Annotated in this window: 23 protein-coding genes, 1 tRNA gene and 1 pseudogene; 11 read left to right on the forward strand and 14 right to left on the reverse strand. The window is 66.3% G+C overall.

Annotation, left to right across the window (positions count from 1 at the left end; all coding sequences use genetic code 11):
• Positions 1-6 precede the first annotated feature (6 nt).
• The gene (locus EDD40_RS36140) at positions 7-204 is read right to left on the reverse strand and encodes a DUF397 domain-containing protein (protein ID WP_246038116.1); all 198 of its coding nucleotides are present in this window, start codon (positions 202-204) and stop codon (positions 7-9) included.
• 37 nt (positions 205-241) lie between these two features.
• On the opposite strand from EDD40_RS36140, the gene EDD40_RS36145 reads away from it, so the two are divergent.
• The 8 genes and pseudogenes from EDD40_RS36145 to EDD40_RS42110 all read left to right on the forward strand — a co-directional run bounded on the left by EDD40_RS36145 (position 242) and on the right by EDD40_RS42110 (position 6,976).
• Positions 242-1,786, forward strand: coding sequence for an AfsR/SARP family transcriptional regulator (locus tag EDD40_RS36145; protein WP_170185314.1), 1,545 nt, complete (start codon positions 242-244; stop codon positions 1,784-1,786).
• Complete coding sequence (locus EDD40_RS36150) at positions 1,776-4,118, forward strand: hypothetical protein (RefSeq protein ID WP_123746870.1); 2,343 nt, start codon at positions 1,776-1,778, stop codon at positions 4,116-4,118. The genes EDD40_RS36145 and EDD40_RS36150 overlap by 11 nt, the downstream gene beginning before the upstream one ends.
• Complete coding sequence (locus EDD40_RS36155; protein ID WP_123746871.1) at positions 4,115-5,107, forward strand: hypothetical protein; 993 nt, start codon at positions 4,115-4,117, stop codon at positions 5,105-5,107. The genes EDD40_RS36150 and EDD40_RS36155 overlap by 4 nt, the downstream gene beginning before the upstream one ends.
• Positions 5,104-5,508 carry a hypothetical protein gene (locus tag EDD40_RS36160; protein WP_123746872.1) on the forward strand — a complete coding sequence of 135 codons (405 nt, stop codon included), beginning with the start codon at positions 5,104-5,106 and terminating at the stop codon, positions 5,506-5,508. Before EDD40_RS36155 ends, EDD40_RS36160 begins: the two co-directional genes overlap by 4 nt.
• A gap of 103 nt (positions 5,509-5,611) precedes the next feature.
• Positions 5,612-5,752, forward strand: a pseudogene (locus EDD40_RS43975) (IS5/IS1182 family transposase); the annotation flags it as partial.
• A 244-nt stretch (positions 5,753-5,996) separates the two neighbouring features.
• The gene (locus tag EDD40_RS36165; protein WP_123746873.1) at positions 5,997-6,341 is read left to right on the forward strand and encodes a DUF6247 family protein; all 345 of its coding nucleotides are present in this window, start codon (positions 5,997-5,999) and stop codon (positions 6,339-6,341) included.
• 3 nt (positions 6,342-6,344) lie between these two features.
• A complete protein-coding gene (locus EDD40_RS36170) occupies positions 6,345-6,599 on the forward strand; it encodes a hypothetical protein (protein WP_123746874.1) in 255 nt (84 codons plus the stop codon).
• Between the two features lie 293 nt (positions 6,600-6,892).
• A tRNA-Ser gene (locus EDD40_RS42110) sits at positions 6,893-6,976 on the forward strand.
• 117 nt (positions 6,977-7,093) lie between these two features.
• Here EDD40_RS42110 and EDD40_RS36175 read toward each other — a convergent pair.
• The 3 genes from EDD40_RS36175 to EDD40_RS43980 form a co-directional block, all read right to left on the reverse strand.
• Positions 7,094-8,209: a site-specific integrase gene (locus EDD40_RS36175; RefSeq protein ID WP_123746875.1), complete on the reverse strand. Its 1,116-nt coding sequence runs from the start codon at positions 8,207-8,209 to the stop codon at positions 7,094-7,096.
• 109 nt (positions 8,210-8,318) lie between these two features.
• Positions 8,319-8,657 carry a helix-turn-helix domain-containing protein gene (locus EDD40_RS42835; RefSeq protein ID WP_211348311.1) on the reverse strand — a complete coding sequence of 113 codons (339 nt, stop codon included), beginning with the start codon at positions 8,655-8,657 and terminating at the stop codon, positions 8,319-8,321.
• 35 nt (positions 8,658-8,692) lie between these two features.
• A complete protein-coding gene (locus EDD40_RS43980) occupies positions 8,693-9,790 on the reverse strand; it encodes an integrase core domain-containing protein (protein WP_123746876.1) in 1,098 nt (365 codons plus the stop codon).
• A gap of 96 nt (positions 9,791-9,886) precedes the next feature.
• Between EDD40_RS43980 and EDD40_RS36190 the strand changes: the two genes are divergently transcribed.
• Entirely contained in the window at positions 9,887-10,327 is a 441-nt protein-coding gene (locus EDD40_RS36190) for a transposase (protein ID WP_123746877.1), read from the forward strand.
• A 153-nt stretch (positions 10,328-10,480) separates the two neighbouring features.
• Here EDD40_RS36190 and EDD40_RS36195 read toward each other — a convergent pair whose 3' ends face one another.
• The 5 genes from EDD40_RS36195 to EDD40_RS36215 all read right to left on the reverse strand — a co-directional run bounded on the left by EDD40_RS36195 (position 10,481) and on the right by EDD40_RS36215 (position 16,840).
• A complete protein-coding gene (locus tag EDD40_RS36195; RefSeq protein ID WP_246038118.1) occupies positions 10,481-11,839 on the reverse strand; it encodes an alpha/beta hydrolase family protein in 1,359 nt (452 codons plus the stop codon).
• Positions 11,840-12,126: 287 nt separating this feature from the next.
• Positions 12,127-12,534, reverse strand: coding sequence for a helix-turn-helix domain-containing protein (locus tag EDD40_RS36200; RefSeq protein ID WP_246038119.1), 408 nt, complete (start codon positions 12,532-12,534; stop codon positions 12,127-12,129).
• A gap of 57 nt (positions 12,535-12,591) precedes the next feature.
• Positions 12,592-13,071: a hypothetical protein gene (locus EDD40_RS43985; protein WP_246038121.1), complete on the reverse strand. Its 480-nt coding sequence runs from the start codon at positions 13,069-13,071 to the stop codon at positions 12,592-12,594.
• 318 nt (positions 13,072-13,389) lie between these two features.
• Positions 13,390-14,472: an integrase core domain-containing protein gene (locus EDD40_RS36210; protein ID WP_123746878.1), complete on the reverse strand. Its 1,083-nt coding sequence runs from the start codon at positions 14,470-14,472 to the stop codon at positions 13,390-13,392.
• A 394-nt stretch (positions 14,473-14,866) separates the two neighbouring features.
• Entirely contained in the window at positions 14,867-16,840 is a 1,974-nt protein-coding gene (locus EDD40_RS36215) for a tetratricopeptide repeat protein (RefSeq protein ID WP_148089013.1), read from the reverse strand.
• A gap of 492 nt (positions 16,841-17,332) precedes the next feature.
• On the opposite strand from EDD40_RS36215, the gene EDD40_RS36220 reads away from it, so the two are divergent.
• Together EDD40_RS36220 and EDD40_RS36225 are read left to right on the forward strand one after the other, a co-directional pair.
• Positions 17,333-17,668 (forward strand): DUF6247 family protein, encoded by a 336-nt coding sequence (locus tag EDD40_RS36220; RefSeq protein WP_211348312.1) that lies wholly within the window; start codon positions 17,333-17,335, stop codon positions 17,666-17,668.
• A gap of 137 nt (positions 17,669-17,805) precedes the next feature.
• Positions 17,806-17,988: a hypothetical protein gene (locus EDD40_RS36225; RefSeq protein WP_246038123.1), complete on the forward strand. Its 183-nt coding sequence runs from the start codon at positions 17,806-17,808 to the stop codon at positions 17,986-17,988.
• Here EDD40_RS36225 and EDD40_RS43990 read toward each other — a convergent pair.
• The 5 genes from EDD40_RS43990 to EDD40_RS44000 all read right to left on the reverse strand — a co-directional run bounded on the left by EDD40_RS43990 (position 17,985) and on the right by EDD40_RS44000 (position 21,451).
• Positions 17,985-18,251, reverse strand: a complete 267-nt coding sequence (locus EDD40_RS43990; protein ID WP_246038125.1) for an integrase core domain-containing protein — start codon at positions 18,249-18,251, stop codon at positions 17,985-17,987. The genes EDD40_RS36225 and EDD40_RS43990 overlap by 4 nt on opposite strands.
• The gene (locus EDD40_RS43995; protein ID WP_246038126.1) at positions 18,206-18,886 is read right to left on the reverse strand and encodes a helix-turn-helix domain-containing protein; all 681 of its coding nucleotides are present in this window, start codon (positions 18,884-18,886) and stop codon (positions 18,206-18,208) included. The genes EDD40_RS43990 and EDD40_RS43995 overlap by 46 nt, the downstream gene beginning before the upstream one ends.
• Positions 18,887-19,346: 460 nt before the next feature.
• Complete coding sequence (locus EDD40_RS36235; protein ID WP_123746880.1) at positions 19,347-20,327, reverse strand: pentapeptide repeat-containing protein; 981 nt, start codon at positions 20,325-20,327, stop codon at positions 19,347-19,349.
• 53 nt (positions 20,328-20,380) lie between these two features.
• Entirely contained in the window at positions 20,381-20,524 is a 144-nt protein-coding gene (locus EDD40_RS42850; RefSeq protein WP_211348313.1) for a hypothetical protein, read from the reverse strand.
• A gap of 33 nt (positions 20,525-20,557) precedes the next feature.
• Entirely contained in the window at positions 20,558-21,451 is an 894-nt protein-coding gene (locus tag EDD40_RS44000) for a helix-turn-helix domain-containing protein (protein ID WP_123746881.1), read from the reverse strand.
• Positions 21,452-21,482: the final 31 nt, after the last annotated feature.

Consider the following 21,482-nt stretch of genomic DNA (forward strand, 5'->3'; position numbering starts at 1 on the left):
GGTCCGTCACTGGACGCCGAACTCGCCGGCCAGCACGCCGTACAGGAAGGCGATCCACTCGAGGGAGGTAAACCACAACTCCGGTCCACTGGGATTCTTTGAATCCCGGACGAGCACGCCGTTCGAGACCATGGCCACCTCGACGCACGCGCCGCCACCCTCGCTGAACGAGCTCTTCTTCCAGTTCCTGATCTTGGCGCTCACGATTCCATCTCCTGTTCCGCTCCGGCATTTCCGTCGCATGGACAAAGGTTGGACCGTCGAACTGGCCGAACAGCTTGCCGTGCCACTGGAAGCGACTGGCAGGAGCACCGCACCCGACTGGCAGGACCGCTGCACGGACGCAGATCCACCTGCGGAAGAACTTCGAACCGAAAGGACCAAAATGACCGGTCGATCAGTGGAATTCCGACTATGGGGTCAGGTGGCGGCGTACCGCGACGGCGAGCGCGTGGACCTCGGCACCGAGAAGGAGCAGTGCTTGCTCGTCGCACTCGCCGGGAAGAGCACGCGGGTGCGGCGCGACGCGTTGCCGGAGTGGCTGTGGGACGACCCTCCGGACAGCGCCGCGTCGGAGATAGACCGGTACATGACGCGGTTGCGCGGTCGGTTGGTCGCGGCAGGGATCGGCGACCTGCTGGAGAACAGAAACAGGCTCTGCCGGTTGGACGTCGTGGACGCGCAGGTCGACGTCCGCCGCTTCGAGGCGTTGATCGCACGGGCCCGTTCCGTCGCCGACGGCCAGGCGGCCACGTTGCTCGCGGAAGCGCTGGAGTTGGCTGAAGGGGTGCCTCTGGCGGGGCTGCGGAGCCGCCGGATCGACGCCTACCGGACCGCGCTGGTGGAACAACGCCTCGCTGCCCGGATCCGCCTCGCCGAGATCGAGATCGGTCTCGGGCGGTACCGCGAGTGCGTACCGGGCCTGGTGGAGCTGTTCCTGGAGCACCCCGGCAATGCCGAAGTCACCCGGCTCACGATGTCCTCCCTGCACTTCGCCGGGCGCACACAAGACGCGCTCGACACCTTCGCCACGCACCGCAAGCAGGTAGTCGAGAACGGAGGGCTCGAAGTGGATGCGGAACTCGGGAAGCTGCAGCGGCTGATCATGGATAACGCTGAGAGCTTGCGCCGGCCCGTCGTGCAGCGCCCGGCCCACGTGATCCCCGTGCCCTTCCCTCCCCCTCAGGAGGTCCAGCGAGAGCTCATCGTGGTGCTGCGCCCCGACGACGAGGACCTGACCGCGCTGCGGACGGCGATCTCCCGGTCGTTCCGCCGGGATGGCATCGACGTCAGCGTCGCGGACGACCGGTTGGTCTGCGTGGTGCCCGCCGACGTCCCGCACGCGGAAGTGGTCACCTCGTGGCTCGACCGCGTCGCCGCCGAGGTGCGGTTCCCGGTGCGGGTGGGTGTCTCCGTCGAGGACGAGGAGCTGGCTACAGAGCTTGCCGGTTCCGACTACGCCAGGCGGGTGCTCGCTGCGGCCCGGACTAAGAACCTGGTCGTCGTCGTGTCGGACGAACTGCACGAGGCGGTCGTGCGCCGCCAGGGAGGTCCGAACGAGCTGCGCTCCTACCGTCAGGTCGAGGAGTACCCGGGCGGGTGGGTGCGCGTGCCGGGCTACTCGGTGCCGCCGAGACCGGTCCGGGTCGAGGAACGACGTCGAGGACCTCGCTCGGGAGACGTGCTCAAGGGACCAACCGTGTACGTCCAGGGCCGGGCGCGGATCGGCGAGCAGTTCAATGCGGCGGTGATCAACATGAACGCGAGGCGTCGCGATGAGCGGTGAGGCCGCGAGCGGAACCGACCTACCGGCGGATCCCGGCACGTCAGGCACGGGACCGGCGAAGGGTGGTGGACCCGCCAAGGGCGGCGAGCGGAGCGCGGGTCCGGCCAAGAGCGGGGAGAAGAACCCGACGGCGGCCAAGGACGGCGCGGGTAACGGCAAGACGGCTTCGGAGAGCAGCGACCCGGACGCGCCGTACGGTTCGGACCGACGCGCGTTCGGCGAGGCGTACGACGAGGGCCGCAACCTCACCACCGGTGGCCCGATGGCGTTCATTCGCGATTCCGTCGTGGACGAGATGCACGTCGGGGACCGGCACTACCACTACTCGGCGGGCCGCGGTGGCAAACGCCGGTCCGGCTCGGTGCACGAGGACGAGTTGGAGGCGGTGCGCGCCCGCTACGTGCCAGTTGACGGGTACGACGACATGCTGTCGACCCTGGAGGACCGCCGAGTCATGGTGCTCTGCGGCGAACCCGGCACGGGCCGCTTCACCACGGCGGTGCGCCTGCTCGACGGCGTGGGGTGCGAGGTGATCTCCCGGTTCGATGCCGGGCAGGACATTGGCGCGTTGACGTCGAACGATTTCGAGAACGGGCACGGCTACGTCGTGGAGCTTCTCGGCGCGGCGGGCAGCTCCACGACGGAGACCCAGCTCGACAAGCTGCGGGACTTGGTAGGGGAGAGCGGCAGCAACATCGTTCTCATCGCCGAACGCGACGATCTCCAGGGTTGGCATCTGGGCAATTACGCGGTGCTGTATAGCCCGCCGAATTCGGGCAGGGTTCTGGAGAGCCACCTCGTTGAAGAGGTGCGCGAGGATGGCCAGGACGCGCAGGCGCTGTTGCGCGAACTCGGTGAATCCCGCCGCCTGCGCCGGGCGCTCGGTCCGGCCCCGCGGCCGGTGGAGGTCGCCCGGATGGCCCGTCTGCTCGCCGAATACGGCCGGGGCGCCATCGGCTTGGACGAGGTCGAGACTCGGGCCGCCCAGTTGGTGCAGCGACAGGTCGTGGAGTGGTTCGCCGGGCTGGCGGGGCTCCGCTCGGCCGAATTGGGCGACGCTCTGCGACTGGCGGCGTTCCGCATCGCGCTGGCGGTGCTGAACAGGTCGCCGTACAACATGGTCGCAGAGACTGGCCGTCAGCTCGCCGACCTCTTCCTCAAGGACGTCAAAGGGGTGTCGACGACCCAGTCCTCGCTGTTCGCCGACGATCACCAGAGCCGGTTGCCGAAGTCGCGGGCCGAGGTGGTGGAGGGCTCGATGTCGGTCGGTCTGGAGCGCGTCCCGGTTGGGCTCGCGAAGTACTCGGACGACCGCCTCCCGGTGGTGCTGCTCAGCTACGTGTGGAAGAACCACCACGGTCTGCGCAAGGTCATGGTCCAGTGGCTCAAGGCGCTGAGCAAGGACGGCCGTCCGATGATCTGGGTGCGCGCCGCGCAGGCGACCGGGCTGTTCTGCTCACTGGACTTCCACTCCACCTTCGAGGACATGATCCGTCCCGGCGCCACGGCGATGGGCAAGAGGAGGAGGCAACGCAGACTCTTCGCGGCCGTCGCGCTCGACCAGGCCGCGCGGGACGAACGGGTTGCGGACGCGGTCGACGAGCGGCTCAAGATCTGGCGCCGATCCGGCACAGACGCCGAGCGCTGGACCGCCGCGTCGGCTCTGGGCTACGACCTCGGGCGGCGGTCGATCGACTCGACCTTCGAGGAGCTGCGCGTCCTGGGCACGCCGTCTGAGCAGCAGTCAGCCCTGGACGAGTGGACGGACGCCAGTTTGGTGCAGGCGTCCGGCTACAGCGTGGCGAACCTGTTCGCGTTCGGTGAGGTGGAGCCCGTGCTGGGCAAGCTCGCCGAGTGGACCTCCAGCGACCGGCAGAGCGTCCGCAAGCTCGCCTGGTGGGCGATGCTCTATCTGATCCACATGCACGGCTTCGACCTCGACCAGCTGCGGCTGTCCGCGGGGCGGGTGGAGCGCCCTACGCCCAGGGCTCAGGAGCACTGGCCGCTGCTGCTGGCGTTGCAGGACGAGCAGCCGCACCTGGCCACCCCTATCGCCGACCTGCTGCGGTGGGGGCTGCGCGGGCGGCGGGGTGACTTCGTGGCCAGGTACCTGTTCGGGCCGTGGATCCGGGCTGCGGAGAAGGACGGTGAATGCCTGCGCGCGCTGATCACCTTCGTGCCGCATCTGGTGCACGACGAGCTCGATGTTCGCCGGCTCCACTATCTGGTCAACCGTCTGAGACACGACTGGAGCGACCCGCTTAAGGACGACGCCGCCCGGCTGCTCGAAGCCGCCATCCGTGTCCCCGCGCTCAGAGAGGAAGCGTCATGACGAAGTCGGATCCCAAGTCGGACTCCAAGAAGGACCCCGCGCGGACCGAGGAACCGCCCCCCGCCGCCGAGGGCACGAAAGACCGCGCGCGGCCGCTCGCTCCCGTCACGACGCCGGATTTCGGCAGCCCGATCGTAGATGAACTCCACGTCAAGCGGTTCGAGCTGCTCTACCGGCGGCTGCCGGTCGGAGCCCGGGTCGCTCGGGTCTTCGTCACGCGTTCGGGCAACTGCCTCACCTATCCGGCGACGGGGCAGCCCACCACCGGGGAGTTGGTGTGGAACAAGGTCCGCACGGTGTACGAGGTCGATCTCGGCATCCACGTGTCCACCGTCAAGGCCCACCTGCCCAGCCGCGGCGACAAGATCTACTTCAAGGCGACCGTCGACCTGGAATGGAAGGTGACCGACCCGGCGCAGGTCGTGCAGGCCGGCGTCACCGACGTCCGCAAGGTTCTGTCCCCGCGCCTTCTCGCACGGCTGCGGGCGGTGACACGCAGGTTCGACATAGAGGACGCCGCCCAAGCCGAGAACTGCGCCAACGAGGAGTTGGAGGACGACTCGTTAGGCGCGGACCGCGGCCTGTGGGTGCGGCCGCACGTCCGCTTGGCGATGGACGATACGAGCCTCGGGCAGTCGGACATCCAGCGGAAGGTCGACCACTTCCGGACGATCATCGCCGAAGGCGACTTCGACCAGTTCGCGTTGCAGCTCACCCTGAAGCCCGCGGACATCGACTCCGTGGTCAAGGTCCTCGTGGACGAACGGGACAGCCGCCTCCGGGCGACCTTCGATTTCATGAACCGCCTGCTCGAATCCGATGCGCTCGACCGCTGGCAGATCGACGACCAGGTGCGGACCGCCCTGCAGATGGCGCAGGAGTCGATTTTCAGGGTGCTCACCGGCAGCGGGCAGCCGCGTCTGGTCTCCTCTGGTGAGGCGATCAGGGAACCGGTGGCCAGCGGCAACGGCAGTGCGAGCCTGCCGTGACCCTCGCCGCGAGGATCGTCGGCCCGCTCGTCCCTCCGGGCGTCCTGTTCGTCGCGGCAGCAGTCGTGTTCGCTTGCCTGGCCACGCGCTGGGCGGCGCCGTTCCTCCTGCGCTTGGCGGCGTCGGCACTGCGCGGCGCCATCGCTGTGGCGGCCACACTGCTGATCTTCCCCGAGTACCGCTGGAGCACCCGGAGCCGCCGCAGAGAGAAGACCCCGTCGTCGTTCGCCTACACCTACGGGGACGTCGTCGGGCGGACCACGTTCTGGATCAACCGGTTGCTGTCAGTCGCGCTGCACGCCGCGGCGGAGGCGGTCAAGGCGCTACCTCCGCCGCTGGTGGCGGTCCTGACCGGGTTGTTCGCCGCAGCTTTGTCGCTCGACCTCATCACGCCCTGGTGACGGGAGGCGGTAAGCCTTCATCGTCACGGTGCAGGTCACGGCACAAGCTGAGCGGTGGGCGAGCAGTCGACCAAGATCCGGTGCTCCGATCGGGAGCCTTGCCGTGCCGTCATACCCTGCCGCGATTCTGCTGTCCAACTACACACTCGTCCGCTTGGGCAACGTGATCAGCGCGGAGCGAGTGCGGCGTCGGTCGCGGTGGCGGCGACTCGATTCCGGGTGCCGGGCGCTGCTCGTGCTCGCCCTGTGAAGTGTCAATAGTCGGCCACATGGCCTGACCTGGGCTTATGTGGCTGTGGGTTCGTGCTCGTTGATCAGGCCGCCGAGGATGGTTCGGCGGCGTGTCGACGTGTGGACCGGCGGTCTGCGAAGGCTCGTGCTCGGCCTGTCGGTCATGAGTATCTTTCAGACACCGTCACTGTGGTGGCTTCCGAGCCGGTGATCGACGGCCGGGGAACGCTCGTGGCGCTTCGGCGTTAGGGTGGGGCATGGCCTCTCCTGCTGCGTCGATGCCCTCCGGTGGCGATCCGGTGGTGCCTGCGGCTGATCCGGTGGCGATCCGGGCTGCGTTGACGCCGATGCTGGTGGCGGAGTTCGATCGTGAGTGGGAGTTGGTGTTGGAACGGGCCAAGGTGTCGAAGGACTTGGCCGGGATTCGGGATCTGTTGGGCAAGTGGCGGCACATCGCCTACGGCGAGTTGCGCGATCCGGGTTCGTACTACCGGATGTTGGCCAAGGCCGAGCAGGTCCAGCGTCTGGGTGCCAATCCGGACGCGGTGTCGTTGGAGGAGATGAAGGCGCTGTTGCGCCGGCGTCAGGGGCGGGCCGAGTAGCCGGTGTATCGCGTCGTGCCCGACGCGGCGAGCCTGGAGCAGGTCGCCGCGCTGCCCGTGGAGGTGCTGTCGGCGTATGCCGAGGTGTTGGCGGTGTTCGAGTTGCAGCCGTGGAACGGCCGTCCGCAGCATGAGGACAATCCCAGCGCGGCGGTGCGGTACTGGAGTTTCGGGCCGGATGGGGCGGGTCAGGTCGTGTACCTGATCCTGGAGGAGCAGCGCGAGGTGCACCTGTTGCTGGTGCAGTGGCTGGGATGATCCTGTCGGCTGCGGGGTTGTGCTTGCCGAAATGTCGTCCGTGCAGATCAGGTGGCGTGGTGGTACTCGTTGAGGATGCCGTTCAGTAGCTGTCGTCGGCGGATTTCGTGGTCGTTGATCAAAGAGTCGGAAATGTCTGGCGTACCGAGTTGGTTCCACCTGTGCATCGGGTGACAGTTCGCGACCTCAAGGAGCATGTGGGGGCGGAAGGTGGGAGCAAAATGGGAGCCGTCGGGCGCGTTCAACAGCGTTGAACCGCATTCAACGGCACCCAATAGCCACGTTTTTCCTGCGGTAATTCTGTTTCCGCTGGTAGGGTCATTCTATTGGCTTCGTTCACACCGAAGAGGTCACTGGTTCGATCCCAGTATCGCCCACAGTGTGTTTGACCTGGTCAATGGCCTGCAGACGATCATTGTCTGTGGGCCATTGATCGTTTCGGGGAGCAGTTGGGGAGCAAACGATCTTGACCACCTCCGTATTTGCGAAGGTGGTCATGGGTTTGTGCTCCCCGTTTGCTCCCGGGTTTGCTCCCAGCGGTGTTGGAGTGCGGCGAGCATGGCGTCGATCATGGGTTGGGTGACGTGGGAGTAGACGCCCATGACGCCGTGGAACTTGTGGCCGATCCTTTTGTGTTGGAGGACTTCGGGGACGCGGTCCTCGATGAGCCAGGTCTTGTGGGTGTGGCGTAGGTCGTGGAAGTGCATGTCGGGGTTGATGCGCGGTCGGCCGGTGGCGGTGTCGCCGCGCAGTGCGGGTAGCCAGACGCGGCGGCGGAAGTTGGAGCGGCGGTGGAAGCCTCCGTCGGTTCCGGTGAACACGAACCTCGCGGCGGGGTGGTGGTCGTGGTGCTGGTCGAGCAGGTCGGCCAGGAACGGCGGTAGGTGCACGGTGCGGACGCTGGCGGGTGTCTTGGGCGGTCCGAGGGTGAGTGTGCCGCCGACCTCGTGTAGGGCGCCGTCCTTGCCGTCGACGCGGATCTCCGCGTTGCCGGTGTCGACGCGTGTCCATTGCAGTCCGGTCAGTTCACCCCAGCGCAGGCCGGTGTAGGCGGCTGTGACGATCAGGGCGGCGTTGTCGGGGGACACGCGGGTGGCCAGGCCGGCGATCTGGGCGGTGGTGGCGTGGGGTCGTTCGGGTTGGTCGCCGGTGGTGAGGCGGAGTTTGCGGCAGGGGTTGGCGCCGATCAGGCCTTCGTCGACGGCTTCGCCCATGATCCGCGACAGCAGGTTGACCACGTCGGCGACGCTGCGTTCGCCCAGCGACCGTCGCAGTTGCTTGGCCCAGATCTTGACCACCATCCTGGTCAGGTCGCCCAGTTCGGTGTCGGCGAAGCGGGGCAGGATGTGGTTGCGCAGATGGGAGTCGTAGGTCGCCCACGTCACTGCGCTGACGTCGTGGGCCTGCACCCAATCCTGCACCCAGTCGCCGAACCGGGTCTGTGCCAGCCGGGGGTCGACGAACCGTCCCCGCCGCTGGTCGGACTCCACGTCCTGCGCCCGGTTCTCGGCCTCCTCGCGGGTGTCGAATCCGTTTTCGGTGAACAATGATCCGTCCGGCAGTCGGTAGCGCACCCTGTATCCGTCGCCGCGTTTCTCCGCCCAGGCCATGCCGGTCTCCTCTGACTCTTCGTTGGGATATCGGTCCGTCGTGGACGACGGCCGACGGACAGTGACGCTCTATACCCGTTGTGACGCAAGCGAACTGTGTTCAGCCCTGTCACCGCCGCGAATACGGACCGTGTGTCTCTGGTCGGGACTTGGCGTCGCGACGGGCGGAGCGGGATCCGCGGTGGACGATGGAGCGCAGGTCGGCGTCGGAGAACCGCAGATGCTTGCCCAGCAGGGTGCACGGGATCTCCTGCCGCCCGGCCATGCGGCGCAACCAGGACTCGCGCACCGACAACGCCCGCGCCGCCTGCGCCGGGGTGTGCAACAGCCGCCCGCCACCCGCTCGGTCCGGAAGCTCCGGAGCGATCCCGTCCAGGTCGGTCGTTGCCTGCCTGTCGTCGTGGTGGTCGGAGGATCCGTGCGCGTGGTCGGGGACTTGGTTCACCATGAGGGTGTGCTTGCCGAATATGTCGTCCGTGCTGGTCAGGCGGCGTGGTGGTACTCGTTGAGGATGCCGCCCAGTCGTTGCCGTCGGCGGATGTCGAGGTGGGTGAGGGCTGCTTGATCGGGGACGGCTGGTGGCAGCGTGCGCAGTGGTCGGGCGTTGTCGATGCCTTGGTGGGGCCGGTGGGTGTTGTAGAAGTGCTCGTACTCGCGCAGCGCGTGGAGCAGGTGCTGGTGGTTCCAGATCAGCGTTCGGTCGAGCAGTTCCCGTCGGCAGCTTTGGATCCAGCGCTCCATGATCGCGTTCATCCGCGGGATCCGGACTCCACTGCGGACGACCTGGATGCCCGCGTCGGCGAGGACGGCGTCGAACAAGGCGGGGAACTTGCCGTCCCGGTCGCGGATCAGGAAGCGTGCGTGTCGGCTTGCGTCGTCGAGGTCCATGGCGAGGTTTCTGGCGGCTTGGGTGACCCAGGATGCGGTGGGGTGTGCGGTGGCGCCGAGGACGCGGATCCTGCGGCTGGCGTGTTCGATGACCGCGAGTACGTACAGGCGGGTTCCGTTCACCGTGCGGGTCTCGAAGAAGTCCCAGGCCAGGAGCGCCTCGGCCTGCGAGCGCAGGAAGGTCGACCAGGTCGTCGTGGTGCGTTCAGGTGCCGGGTCGATTCCGGCGTCCTGGAGGATCTGCCACACCGTGGAGGCGGCGATCTTGATGCCGAGGACGAGTAGTTCTCCGTGGATGCGGCGGTAGCCCCAGGCGGGGTTCTCGTATGCCAGGCGCAGTACCAGGAGTCGGATGGAGTGGATGGTTCGTGGTCGGCCGGGCCGTTTGGGGCGGGATTTGGCTGTGTGGCGACGGTCGAGGAGGTCTCGGTGCCAGCGCAGGACTGTCTCCGGGCGCACCAGTAGTCGGAGTCGACGAAGCGCTTGCGCCGGGAGTCGGTGCAGCAGTGCGGCGAGGAAGGCCCGGTCGGCGGGGGAGCACCGTGGGCGGGTGTCTCCGAGTTGGCGTTGCAGGACCATGATTTGGTGGCGCAGCGCCAGGATTTCCGTGTCCTTGTCCCGGTCGCTCATGGGCAGCAGGCACAGCAACGCGAAGGCGTTGGTCACGCCGAGGTAGGCCAGTCGGAGCAGCACAGCCGGTCATCATGCCGCGTCAGCCGACGGCACTGCGGATGGCAGCCGTCCCCGTCAGCGTCTCGAGCTCTTGGGTCTTGCACGCCCTCTACCTGCATGGATGGAGTTTTCGGCAGGTACAGGGTCAACGTCATGTCCGCGGTCGCCTCGCGCGGCGCGTTGTGGTTCACCGTGTTCACCGAGCGGTTCACCGCCGCCGTGTTCACCGCGTTTCTCGACCGTGTCGCCCGCCAGGCGGGCCGGAAAGTGCACGTCATCGCCGACCGACACCCGGTCCACCGCAGTAAAGCCGTCCGTGCCTGGCTGGAAACCAACGCCGACCGGGTCGAACTGCACCTGATACCCGGCTACAGCCCCGAGCTCAACCCGGACGAGCTGCTCAACGCCGACCTCAAGCGCAACGTCAACGCCTCGCGCGCGCACAACGTCGACCGGCTCGCCCACAAGACCCGCCGCTTCCTGCACCGCCGCCAACGCCAGCCGCACATCGTCCGCGGCTACTTCCAGGCGCCGCACGTCCGCTACGCCATCATGTAGGCAACTGAACACTTTCGGTTCAATAATAACTGCCGCGTCGTTGCCCACCCAGACCTCAACTGGGACAGGGCATGAGCGTTGACGACTGCTCTCGTCGAGACGTTGGGTGGGCATGACCGTAGTGAGGTGTTTGGGCTCTGATGTCTGCGCTGGTCAGCCCGCGAACGGCCGGTTGAACACGGGTGGGACGTAGTCGACGTACCGGCCGTCGCCCGCAAGCCCGTTCAAGGTGCTAGGCGAGAGGTCTGGCCAGGCGCCCGTGCGCAACCGCTGCCACATCGTGTCGATCGCGGCGACCTGCTCACCGACGGTGAACGTGCAGTGTCCGGCTGTCCGCACGTACGTCTGGCGCACGAGCCGCCCGTTGCCCTCGCGGCGGGCCAGCGCCTCGTAGGACTGCTGCTGCGCCACGGTGGAGATCTGGTCACCCAACCCGCTGACCGTGAGGACGGGCACGCGCACGTCACCGGTGAACACGATTCCCCTGGACAGGTGCGACACAGCGGCAGGGTCAGCGGCGATGCGGGGAGCCGCAGCCAACCGACCGAGGTCGGCGCGCAGGTCCAACCCGGCTCGGGCGTAAAGCCGTGCGACGGTCAGCTGCTGACCGGGTTCGGCCGACGCGAGTTGCCGACCGTAGTCGATCCCCGTGTTCCAGGACGGGTTCCCGCCCACCAGCTGTTCGATGGCACGCCTGCTGCTCATCGCCTGTCCGACGTAGGGCAGCGGGCCGCCCGCCAACGCCTGGTACATGCCGTTCTCGATGCCCGCCGCGTCCCACCACGCCGGCACCGGCGGCGTGGTGCCGTCCGCCGCGAGCCCCCAGCCCGGGAGTTGGCCGATGGCGGACGCGAGCGCGATGCGTGCCCGCCCCTCCGCCGTGGACTGCGCTCCGGCGAGGGCCGAGATCCACTGTTGCCGCACACCGGCGACATCAGCGGGAACCCCGATCACAGGCAGAGTGCTGTCGCCGAACAGCAACGTCTTCAGCGCGAACATGGTGTCGAGCTTCTGGTTCCACTGCCCGACCGAACCTCCGAGCCCACCGCAGAACGGGACGGCGGCATCGAACAGACCGGGGTGGACCTGTGCGGCGCCCGCGGCCACGAACCCACCCATCGAGCGGCCTTCGGCGACCGCCCACCGCGCGGACCCGAACACCGTCTCGAAGCGACCGAGCGCGGCGGCCTGGTTGTCGATCGCCTGGGCGATGCGCCACCCGGTGACGGCCCTGGTCGTGCCGCCCACGGCGTAGCCGCGCTTGACGAGGCTCATGGTCAGCGGCGCGGTCAGACCGCCGTCGGCGAAGTCCATGTCGACCAGCACCATGCCGTTCCACCGGTTCGGTTTGGCGAACTGGTACGGGGTGCCGTCGGGAAGCTGCCCGGACGTGCAGGCCGCCGTTTCGAGGCACGGCACCGCGTCCGGTGGCGCGGCAACCGCAGCAGGGGCACCCGCTGCCAACATCGACGCGGCTGCCAGCACGACACCGAGGTTGCGCACTACGGGCATCGAAGTCTCCAATCCCGCTTGAGGGTCGACGTCATCCGCGAATCGCCGCGGCCGGTTCGCACCTCACCCGACACGCACCACCGCGAGTCGACTCTGATCTGCTCCTGCGGAAACGATCGCCAACAACACCTGAATTCACAACGAGTTGCGCAAGTTCGGTATCAGATGAGTGCGTAGGCCAGTCGGATGAATTCGAGGCCGATGTCGACAGGAGCGATCGGGACACGGAGGTGGATCCTGGCGTTACGACACCGGGTCCCCAGGCACTCCACCGCAAGGCCAAAGGCTCATACGGGGGTGGTCCATGCCCCGCCGGGGTTCGCGGTGGTGCCGAGGATGTGGACGTGGCGGGTGGCGATCTCGATCACGAAGAACACGTACACGCGCTTGAGGTGACGGCGCAGCCAACGTGAAAGAAAGTCGCAGGCCAGCAGGCTCGCGGCCTGCGCGCGGAGGAAATTCCGCCAGGAGGTGTCGGTGTCGCGCCGGGGTGTGAGTGGGATCCGCAGGCGCTCGAGCACGCGTCGTACCGCCGAGGCGGATACTCGATGGCCGAACACGAGCAGCTCGCCTTGGATCCGGCGGTAGCCCCAACCGGTGTTCTCGTGGGCCATACGCTCGATCAACGCCGCGACGGTGTCGTCGACCGGCGGTCGGCCGGTGCGGCTCGGATAGGTCCACTTCCGCGCGACCAAGCCTCGATGCCACCGCAGGACGGTTCCCGGTGTCACCAGCCGGTGCTCGCGCAGCCGTCAGGGGATTCGGCTGACCAGCGCGGCGAGCACAGCGCGATCGGCCCAGTCCACCGCGGGCGGGGTTGGTCCGGCGCGGCATGGCGACCTCGTGCCGCAGGACCTGAAGGTCCAGCGTGCGCGATCGTCGCAGCTCAGCATCCCAGTACAGAGTTCTGACACCCCACAGGCCGCGGTGGGGTGTGCGGTGGCGCCGAGGACGTGGATTCGGCGGTTGGCGTGTTTGATGACCGCGAGTACGTGCGGTCGGGTGCCGTTCAACGTGGAGATCTCGAAGAAGTCGCAGGCCAGTAGTGCATCGGCTTGGGAGCGGAGGAAGGCCGACCAGGTCGTCGAGGTGCGCTCGGGAGCGGGGTCGATCCCTGTGTCCTTGAGGATTTGCCAGACGGTGGAGGCCGCGACCTTGATGCCGAGGACGAGGAGTTCGCCGCGGATGCGGCGGTAGCCCCAGGTGGGATTCTCTCGTGCCAGGCGTAGCACCAGTAGTCGGATCGAGCGGACGGTCCGTGGACGGCCGAGCCGCCTGGGACGGGATCTGGCTGCATGGCGGCGTGCGAGGAGGTCGCGGTGCCACCGCAGCACTGTCTCCGGGCGGACCGGTAGTCGGAGCCGACGAAGCGCATCGGCCGGGAGTCGGTGAAGCAGTGCCGCGAGGAACGCCCGGTCGCTGGGGTAGAACGTAGACGGGCGTCACCGAGTCGGCGTTCCAGGAGGGTGATCTGGTGCCGTAGCGCCAGGATTTCCGTGTCCTTGTCCCGGTCGCTCAGGGTGTACCGCTCGAAAAGTCATCGCTGCTGGTCAAGCTGTGTGTCTGTACTCGTTGATGGGGCCGCCGAGGATGCGGGTGCGGTGCACTCTGTGGGTGTCGAGGTTGTGTACCGCGGCGGGGTGTTGTTGGGTCTCGGGTGGTAGTTGGTCGCGGGCTTGGTGGGGTCGGTGTCGGTTGTGGTGGTCTTCGTAGGTCGTGAGGACTCGTCGTGCGTGGCTCTCTCCCATGATCAGGGTGTGGTCGAGGAGTTCGCGTCGGATGGTGCCGATGACCCGTTCGCAGTGGGCGTTCATCCGGGGCGCCTGTGGCGCGGTGGTGATGACGCGTAGATCATCGGACTGGAAGACGGTGTCGAACGCCTGGCTGTACTTGCCGTCGCGGTCGCGTAGCAGGAATCGGAGCGACTGCGTCCGGTGTCCGAGGTCGGTGGCGAGGTTCCTGGCCTGTTGCGTGGTCCATGCCTGGGTTGGGTGGGTGGTGACGCCGGTGATGTGCAGGTGCCGGGTGCCGTGTTCAAGGAACGCCAGGGCGTACAGACGTGTGCCGAGCACGGTGTCGAGGTGGAGGAAGTCCGCCGCGATGATGCCCTGGGCCTGGGCGGTGAGGAACTCTCGCCAGGTCGGGCCATCACGGCGTGGTGCCGGGTCGATGCCCGCGTCGTGCGTGATCCCCCAGATGGTCGAGTGGGCGATGCGATGGCCGAGTCGGGCCAGTTCGCCCTGTATCCGGCGGTGGCCCCAGCGGGGTTTCTCGTTGGCGAGGCGCAGTACGAGCGACTTGGTGGCGGTTCGTGTCGGCGGGCGTCCGGTGTGTCGACGCGCGGAGCGGTCCCACTTGCGGGCTATGAGTCTGCGGTGCCAGGCAAGCAGGGTTCCCGGCGTGACCGGGAAGACCTCCCGCCACCGCCGACGATCCACCAGCCCGGCGAGGGCGGCGAACCAGAACCGATCGGCGGGCTCGTAGCGGACCGGACCCGCGAGTTGCCGACGAAGGACCGCGTTCTCGTGCCGCAGCACGAGCAGTTCGGCATCCTTCACCATCTCGCTGCGCAGCAGCATCGACGGCACGGACAGCAGCTTCCGGGTGACCTTGTACAGCAGGGACACGATCACCCGGACATGCTCCCAAAAACGGTGGCACCTCCGCTCTACCAGCGGCGATGACTTTTCGAGCGGCACAGGCTCGTAGTGTGCGATCACCGCAGCTCAACGCCTCAGTGCAGAGTTCTGAAACCCTACAGGCCGAGTTCGACCTGCTTGGCTGACGAGGTCCTGCTGCTGGGCGCGCACGGTGGCGTCTGTGCCGGATGCGCTGTTGTCTTGGTTCAGGAGAAGACGACGGAGTGCGGAAGGAGGCGCTCGCCTGTGCCTGCTCCGGGGTTCGGGGTGTAGTAGATGTCGCCTTCGCAGCCAGCGTCGAGGAAGACGGTGGCGTCGGTGCGGTTGCGGGGTGACCAGGCGTAATGCCGATCAACGGGAGCCGGGCTGGTCAGCACTGGGCGATCAGTTACGGTCCTTTGGATCGGAGCTCGCGGACCCTCCGCTCCACTTCCTCAAAGTTCGTGTGCGACTTCTCGACGGTCTCGAGGTCGGTTTGGGCACGCTCATGATCACCGTCTTCACCGGCCCATTCGGCGCGGAGGAGCAGGGCGTTCAGCTTCTGTTTGACGGTGATGTCGGAGGTGTCGAGGATGCTGTCGATGTCTGCGTAGGCTAGGGCCAGCCGCCCCTGCCTGCGCAACGCCCGTGCCCGACGGGCCAACGCTATGAAGCGACGGTTGTAGGTGGTACCCACGAGGTCCAGCACGGCCGACCGGTCCGCGATCGCTGATGCGAACTCGTTCCGCTCGTCGAAGATGTCCGCGCGGTTGTTGAGCGAACAAGCTCGCGCTTCGGCGAGTACGGTCTCGTGGTCGATGACGCACGTGAAGTCCGCGGCGGCAGAGTCGAGATCACTGAGGTGGTGGTTGACGATGCCCCTGTTGTTCAGGATAGCTGCGTACTCGGTCCACGCTGTGTCGCAGTCGGCGAGCGCATTGGAATAGAGCGTTTTGGCCCGCTGCGCGTCTCCTTCTTTCCAGACCAGATTGGCGAATTTGAACCGCACGGCCGCGACCGTGCGACAGGTGGGCTCGATGCGTCCCTCTTGGATCGCGGTACGCATCTTGTCAAAGGTCCACTGGACTACCGGGTTGTCGCTGCGCTCCAGCAGCGGCATGACCACTAACGCGAGTTCAAGACCGGCCAAGGGCGATTCGTCGTTCTCGACGGCGTCGAGCAGGCTGAGCAGTCGTGGGTGGAAAGGGTGGTCAGTCACCGTCCGTTCTACGAAGCCGCGGTAAGCGTCCGGGCGCACCTGAGCCGCGTAGGCCAGCAACCGCGGCACGGAAAGCACGCCAGTGGCGGCTCGGTCGAGGTAGTCGAGCACATACAGCTCGCCCATGATGTCGGGACGAATCCCGTCCACGAAATCGGAGCTGGTCGTGGACGGGCCAAGATACTGGGAGGCCCCAGGGAGGAGATCCTTTACCCGGTCCGGCAACGGGTGTAAAGCGTCATAAGCATGGATGGTGAACCCACCCGCACAGGTCGCCAGAAAACGAAGATTGTGGCCGAGCGCCGCCGTCTCAGACGATGCCGCCCGCCCATCCAGCCAGGCGGCTTTCCGGGCGATCAGGCGCCTCAACGCCGTATCCCGCCCGGAATGTGAATCGTCCGGGTTGAACTGGTCGAGCGCCGCGATCTGCACGAAGAGCGGGCGCAGACTCGGGTCCATTTTCTCGGCTTGGTCGACGATATCCTCGACGCGGGCTTTGGTGAGGTCGCCGACCCCCCATTCCGCAGCCGTGCGCCGGGCTAGAGAACGGGCTTCGTCACGGGCGATCCCGGACACTCTGCGGGGTTCGGCGTGCATCACCGCGCTCACGCGGCACGATTCCTCCATTCGATTCATCCGAGTAGCGGCCGACCACCATTCGCCGACGGCGTTGCGCTCAAGGATCAGCAACCGCATCGGAGCGCTGTGAGAGCGCCTGCTCAGTGTGGAAAGCGCGTCCGAGAGCCATTGGCTTCGCTGTGCCGCGTAGTCGACCACGACAAGAGAAGGCCGCTCCGCAGCGGCCTTGCCCAGCGACGATTGATCCGCTTCGCGCAGGAAGCCCGCATGCCAGCCGTTGTCAGCGGCGAACCGGCACAGCTCCACCGCGATTCTACTCTTGCCGATCCCGGCAGGCCCGGTCCACGCCCACCACAAGAAAGGCCGATCGGCGGCGAGGAACGCCGTCAGTTCCTCCAATTCGACTGTTCGCCCCACGAACTCGACGGTCGTGTTCGCGAACGACAGCAACGACTCAGGGGTATCCAACGCGGGAATATCGAGTTCCAGGGACCCGATATCGTTGTTGTGGAACGAGAGGTTCCCGATATGACCGGCTTGCACGACGTTCTTCGCGACACCGGACATGGTGTTCGTCGTTGACACCGTCGGTTCGCTTCTTCTCCGCAACCGTCGTAGCAGTGGGCCGAGCACGGGTCAATGATGCCAGAGAACGGCGTACTCTCGCTCAGCCTCTACTCGCCCAGGCGAACTCGTACCCCTTCTTCTCTTGCTCGGCCACCGTCCGCTGCCAGAGCACCAGACGGTGTGCTTGCCGAAAATTCCATCCATGCAGGTCAGGCGCTTGTCATGCAGTTCGGCCGCCCTGTGGAGTCGCCATCCCGCAGTCGCGCATGGCGGCGTTCGACGTCGCGCCTCAGTCGAGTGTGCGGCCTGGAAGATGGCTTGCTGTGTACAGCGGTCCGGCGCATCGCACTGCAGCTGGTGTGTTCGCCTGCGAGGACCTTCGGTGTACGGCACCTGGGTTGCGGTGGTGTCCCACCGTTCGGTGGCGGCGGTTGGGTCTCTATCCGTTGTGTGAGTTCTCCGGCTGCCCGTTCGTCCGAGCCTGACCGGCCTGCTGGTCGGACGGCGGACGTGGACGGTCTGGAGTCGGCGCCCGAGTGGGTGGGCGATGGTAGGGCGGCCGCACTGTTCGGCTCGCCGGAGTTGATCCGTGCAGCGTTGCTGCCTGAGCATGCCAGCGAGTTCGATGCGGCTTTCGATGCCGCGTTGACGGCGGCGCGGCGGACTCTTCGTCTGGACCAGTTGCGGTCGACGTTGCAGGTGTGGCGGCGGGTCGCGCTGCTGACCCGCGAGGATCTGGAGGCGGCCCGTCGGCTGGTGGACGCCACCGTCGAGGTCCGTCGTGCGGGTGCCTCCCGGACGGGCAGTGTGTCGTGGGACGAACTGCGGGCGGAGTTGGGTCTGTAGTCGCCAGTGGTCCAGGCGGCGGTCGACGACGGTCATGGCGTACACCCTCGACATCGATCCTGACGCGCAGGAGCAGATCCGCGCTTCCACCCGAGGCGCTCGTCGCGCTCGGTGAGGCGTTCGAGGTCCTGACCCTGGTGCCCGAGCGGGGCAGCCCGCTCAACCCGGACAATCCGGATGGCGGGCTGTTCCACCTCACGTTCGGCCAAGGACTCGGTTTGATCACCTATCTGCTCCTGACCTCCCAGGACCGGGTGGACGTGCTGCTGGTGACCTTGTGGGGTGCCAATAGTCGGCCACACGGTCTGACCTGTGGTTAGGCGGCTGCGTGTTCGTACTCGTTGATCAGGCCGCCGAGGACTGGTCGGCGGCGTATCGAGGTGAAGCCTGGCTCTGCGATCGGGTGGTCTGGTTGTGGTGGGGCGAGTCGCAGGGCTTGGTGTGGTCTGCGGTGGTTGTAGTGGTTCGCGTAGCGCTGCAGCACCGTCCGCAGGTGGTGTTGGTTGAGGATGAGCAGTCGGTCGGTGGCTTCGCGTCTTACGGTGCGACGAATCGTTCGGCGTGGGCGTTGGCTCGCGGACACCGTGGTGGGATCTTCACGGCCTGGATGCCTGCGCCGGAGAAGACCGCGTCGAACGAGACGGTGAACTGACCGGCCCGGTCGCGTATGAGGAACCGGAAGTCGTCTGCCCGGTCGCCGAGGTCCATCAGCAGGTTGCGGGCTTGTTGCGTGGTCCAGGGTCCGTCTGGGTTGGTGGTGGTGCCGAGGATGTGGACGTAGCGGGTGGCGACTTCCATCACGAAGAAGACGTACACGCGTTTGAGGGTGACGGCGCAGTCGACGTGGAAGAAATCGCAGGCCAACATGCTCGTGACCTGGGCGCGGAGGAACCGCCGCCAGGAGGTGTCGGTGTCACGCTGGGGTGAGGGCGGTATGCGCAGGCGCTTGAGCACGCGGCGCACGGTTGAGGCGGCTACCCGGTGGCCGAGCTTGAGCAGTTCACCCTGGATCCGGCGGTAACCCCAGCCTGTGTTCTCCCGCGCCATCCGCTGGATCAACGCCACGACGGTGTCGTCGACCGGTGGTCTGCCGGTGCGGTGCGGGTGGGTCCACTTCCTCGCGACCAGGCGTCGATGCCATCGCAGGATGGTGCCTGGTGTCACCAACCGGTGCTCGCGCAGCAGTCGGGGGAGTCGGCGAACCAGCGCGGCGAGCACCGCACGATCGGCCCACTCCAGCCGCGGGCGGGGGTTGGTTCGTCGCAGCACGGCGACCTCATGCCGCAGTACCAGCAGCTCCACGTCCTTGGCCGCGGAGGACCGGCTGAGCAGAATCAGCCAGTCACCGAGCCGGACGAAGATCAGGTACAGCAGTCGTAACGCCACACCCCGCGATCATGCCCTGAAGGTCCAGTGTGCGCGATCGCTGCAGCTCAGCATGCCAGTGCAGAGTTCTGGCACCCCACAGGCTCAGCGCCTCAATGCAGGGCTCTGGCACCCCACAGGTCGTATTGGCCATAGTTCTATCCGTGTTGCGTAACCTGCGACGATGACTTTCGGGCGGAATCGAGCGGTCTGTCAAGATCGCTAGCGACGAACTGTCGGCCGACTTTTGTCTGCAATTGACTGATCTCAAGTAGGGTTAAGCGCTATGGCCTGCTGCAGCTATAGCTAACAGTTACCACCATATTCCTGTTGTGTGAGAATCGACCACTACGTCCTGGACAATTGTGCCACTGTGGTCAACTGCAGCCAAGAAGGCGCCGGATAAATCCGAACTTGTTAGATTGGTATCAATTAGGCGCGTGCCCAGCAGGCGCGCGTCTTTCAGGCTTGAGTGTGAGAAGTCGGCACTCGTCAGGTCGGTGCGTATCAGCGTAGCACCTGTTGCGGTCGTAATAACGAGGTTTGCGTTAGTGAGGTCCGCGCCTGTAAGATCGGCATGATACAAATTTGCACCCGAAAGGTTTGCGTCGTTCATTTTGGCGCCAGTCAGGTCCGCCTCGTATAGGACTGCGTTCTGCATCCATGCAATCGACATCTTCGCGCCGACGAGCGATGCACGAGTCATATCTGTACGACTAAGGTTAGCGCGCATGTCAGCACCGACAAGATTTGCTTCGACGAGGCTTGCTTCAGAAAGGTATGAACCGGAAAAATCGGCACCAGAAAAGTTAGCGCCGTCCAGATTCGCCCGAATCAGACACACGGAAGTAAGGTTGACTCGCACTTCGTCCTTACTTCCGTTTCGGCGACCCATGACCGTAAGAGCTGCTTGCACATCGGGACTGACAGTCTGATCTGGACACGACGTGTCTTCAAACGGGCGAAGTGGGGGGCGTGGAGCGTTGGTGCGCACGAAGGCGGACAGAACCTCAATGATGGTCGACTGGTCACGAGGGGAATCATGGGCTAGTCGCTCTAAAGCATAAATTCCACCTAGACGAACCTGTAGGCGATCAGCCCCTTGCTGACCAATCTGTTCAATCGCCTTCGTGTAGCGGTCGGTGAACTGTCCCTGTTCAGCCACCCTGTTCTGAGCCTGGGCGGCAGCCACCTGATCTCGGGTGGCGTTGAGTGACAGCCCCGTGAAGATCAAGGCACCGATGGCAGTTGCCGCAGTGATCAAGGCGGTGACGGTTTGCGCGATCGTCGGCATGTCACGCCCAGTTCCGCTTGTGGACGGCTTGCTGGCGGTACGTCCTCGAGTGGTCACCGAGTTCTTGTTTGCCGTCCGAGGGCGGAGCCGGGTTCCCCGGACCGCAGTTCGGCGTCCTTCGCCGCCTCGCCGCGCAGCAGCACCGACGGGACGGACAGCAACTTCCGGGTCACCTTGTACAGCAGGGACACGATCACCCGGACATGGTCCCAACACCGTGGCAGCCTTCTCTACCAGCGGCGATGACTTTTCGAGCGGCACAAGATCCGGATCCAGCGTTCCATGATCGCGTTCATGCGCGGGATGCGGACTCCGCTGAGGACGACCTGGATGCCGGCGTCGGCGAGGACGGTGTCGAACAGGGCGGGGAACTTGCCGTCGCGGTCTCGGATCAGGAACCGTGCGGTGCTGCCCGCGTCGTCGAGGTCCATGGCGAGGTTTCTGGCGGCCTGGGTGACCCAGGCCGCGGTCGGGTGCGCGGTGGCGCCGAGGATCCGGATCCTGCGGCTGGCGTGCTCGATCACCGCGAGCACGTACAGACGGGTGCCGCTCAACGTGGAGGTCTCGAAGAAGTCGCAGGCCATCAGGGCGTCGGCCTGTGAGCGGAGGAAGGTCGACCAGGTCGTCGAGGTGCGTTCAGGTGCCGGATCGATGCCGGCGTCCTCGAGGATCTGCCAGACGGTGGAGGCTGCGATCTTGATGCCGAGCACGAGGAGTTCGCCGTGGATGCGGCGGTACCCCCAGGCGGAGTTCTCGCGTGCCAGGCGCAGCACCAGTAGCCGGATCGAGCGGATGGTTCGTGGTCGGCCGGGCCGCTTGGGACGGGATCTGACCGCGTGGCGGCGTGCGAGGAGGTCGCGGTGCCATCGCAGCACTGTCTCCGGACGGACCAGCAGGCGGAGCCGACGAAGGGTGGCGACGGGAAGTCGGTGCAGCAGTGCCGCGAGGAACGCTCGATCGCCGGGAGAGAACCGCGGACGGGCGTCACCCAGTTGACGTTCCAGGATCGCGATTTGGTGCCGCAGCGCCAGGATCTTCACGTCCTTGTCCCGATCGCTCATAGGCAGCAGGCGCAGCAAGGCGAACGCGTTGGTCACGCCGAGGTAGGCCAGTCGGAGCAGCACAGCCGGTCATCATGCCGCGTCGCCCGACGAG

This window comes from Saccharothrix texasensis (genome assembly GCF_003752005.1).
Taxonomy (GTDB): domain Bacteria; phylum Actinomycetota; class Actinomycetes; order Mycobacteriales; family Pseudonocardiaceae; genus Actinosynnema; species Actinosynnema texasense.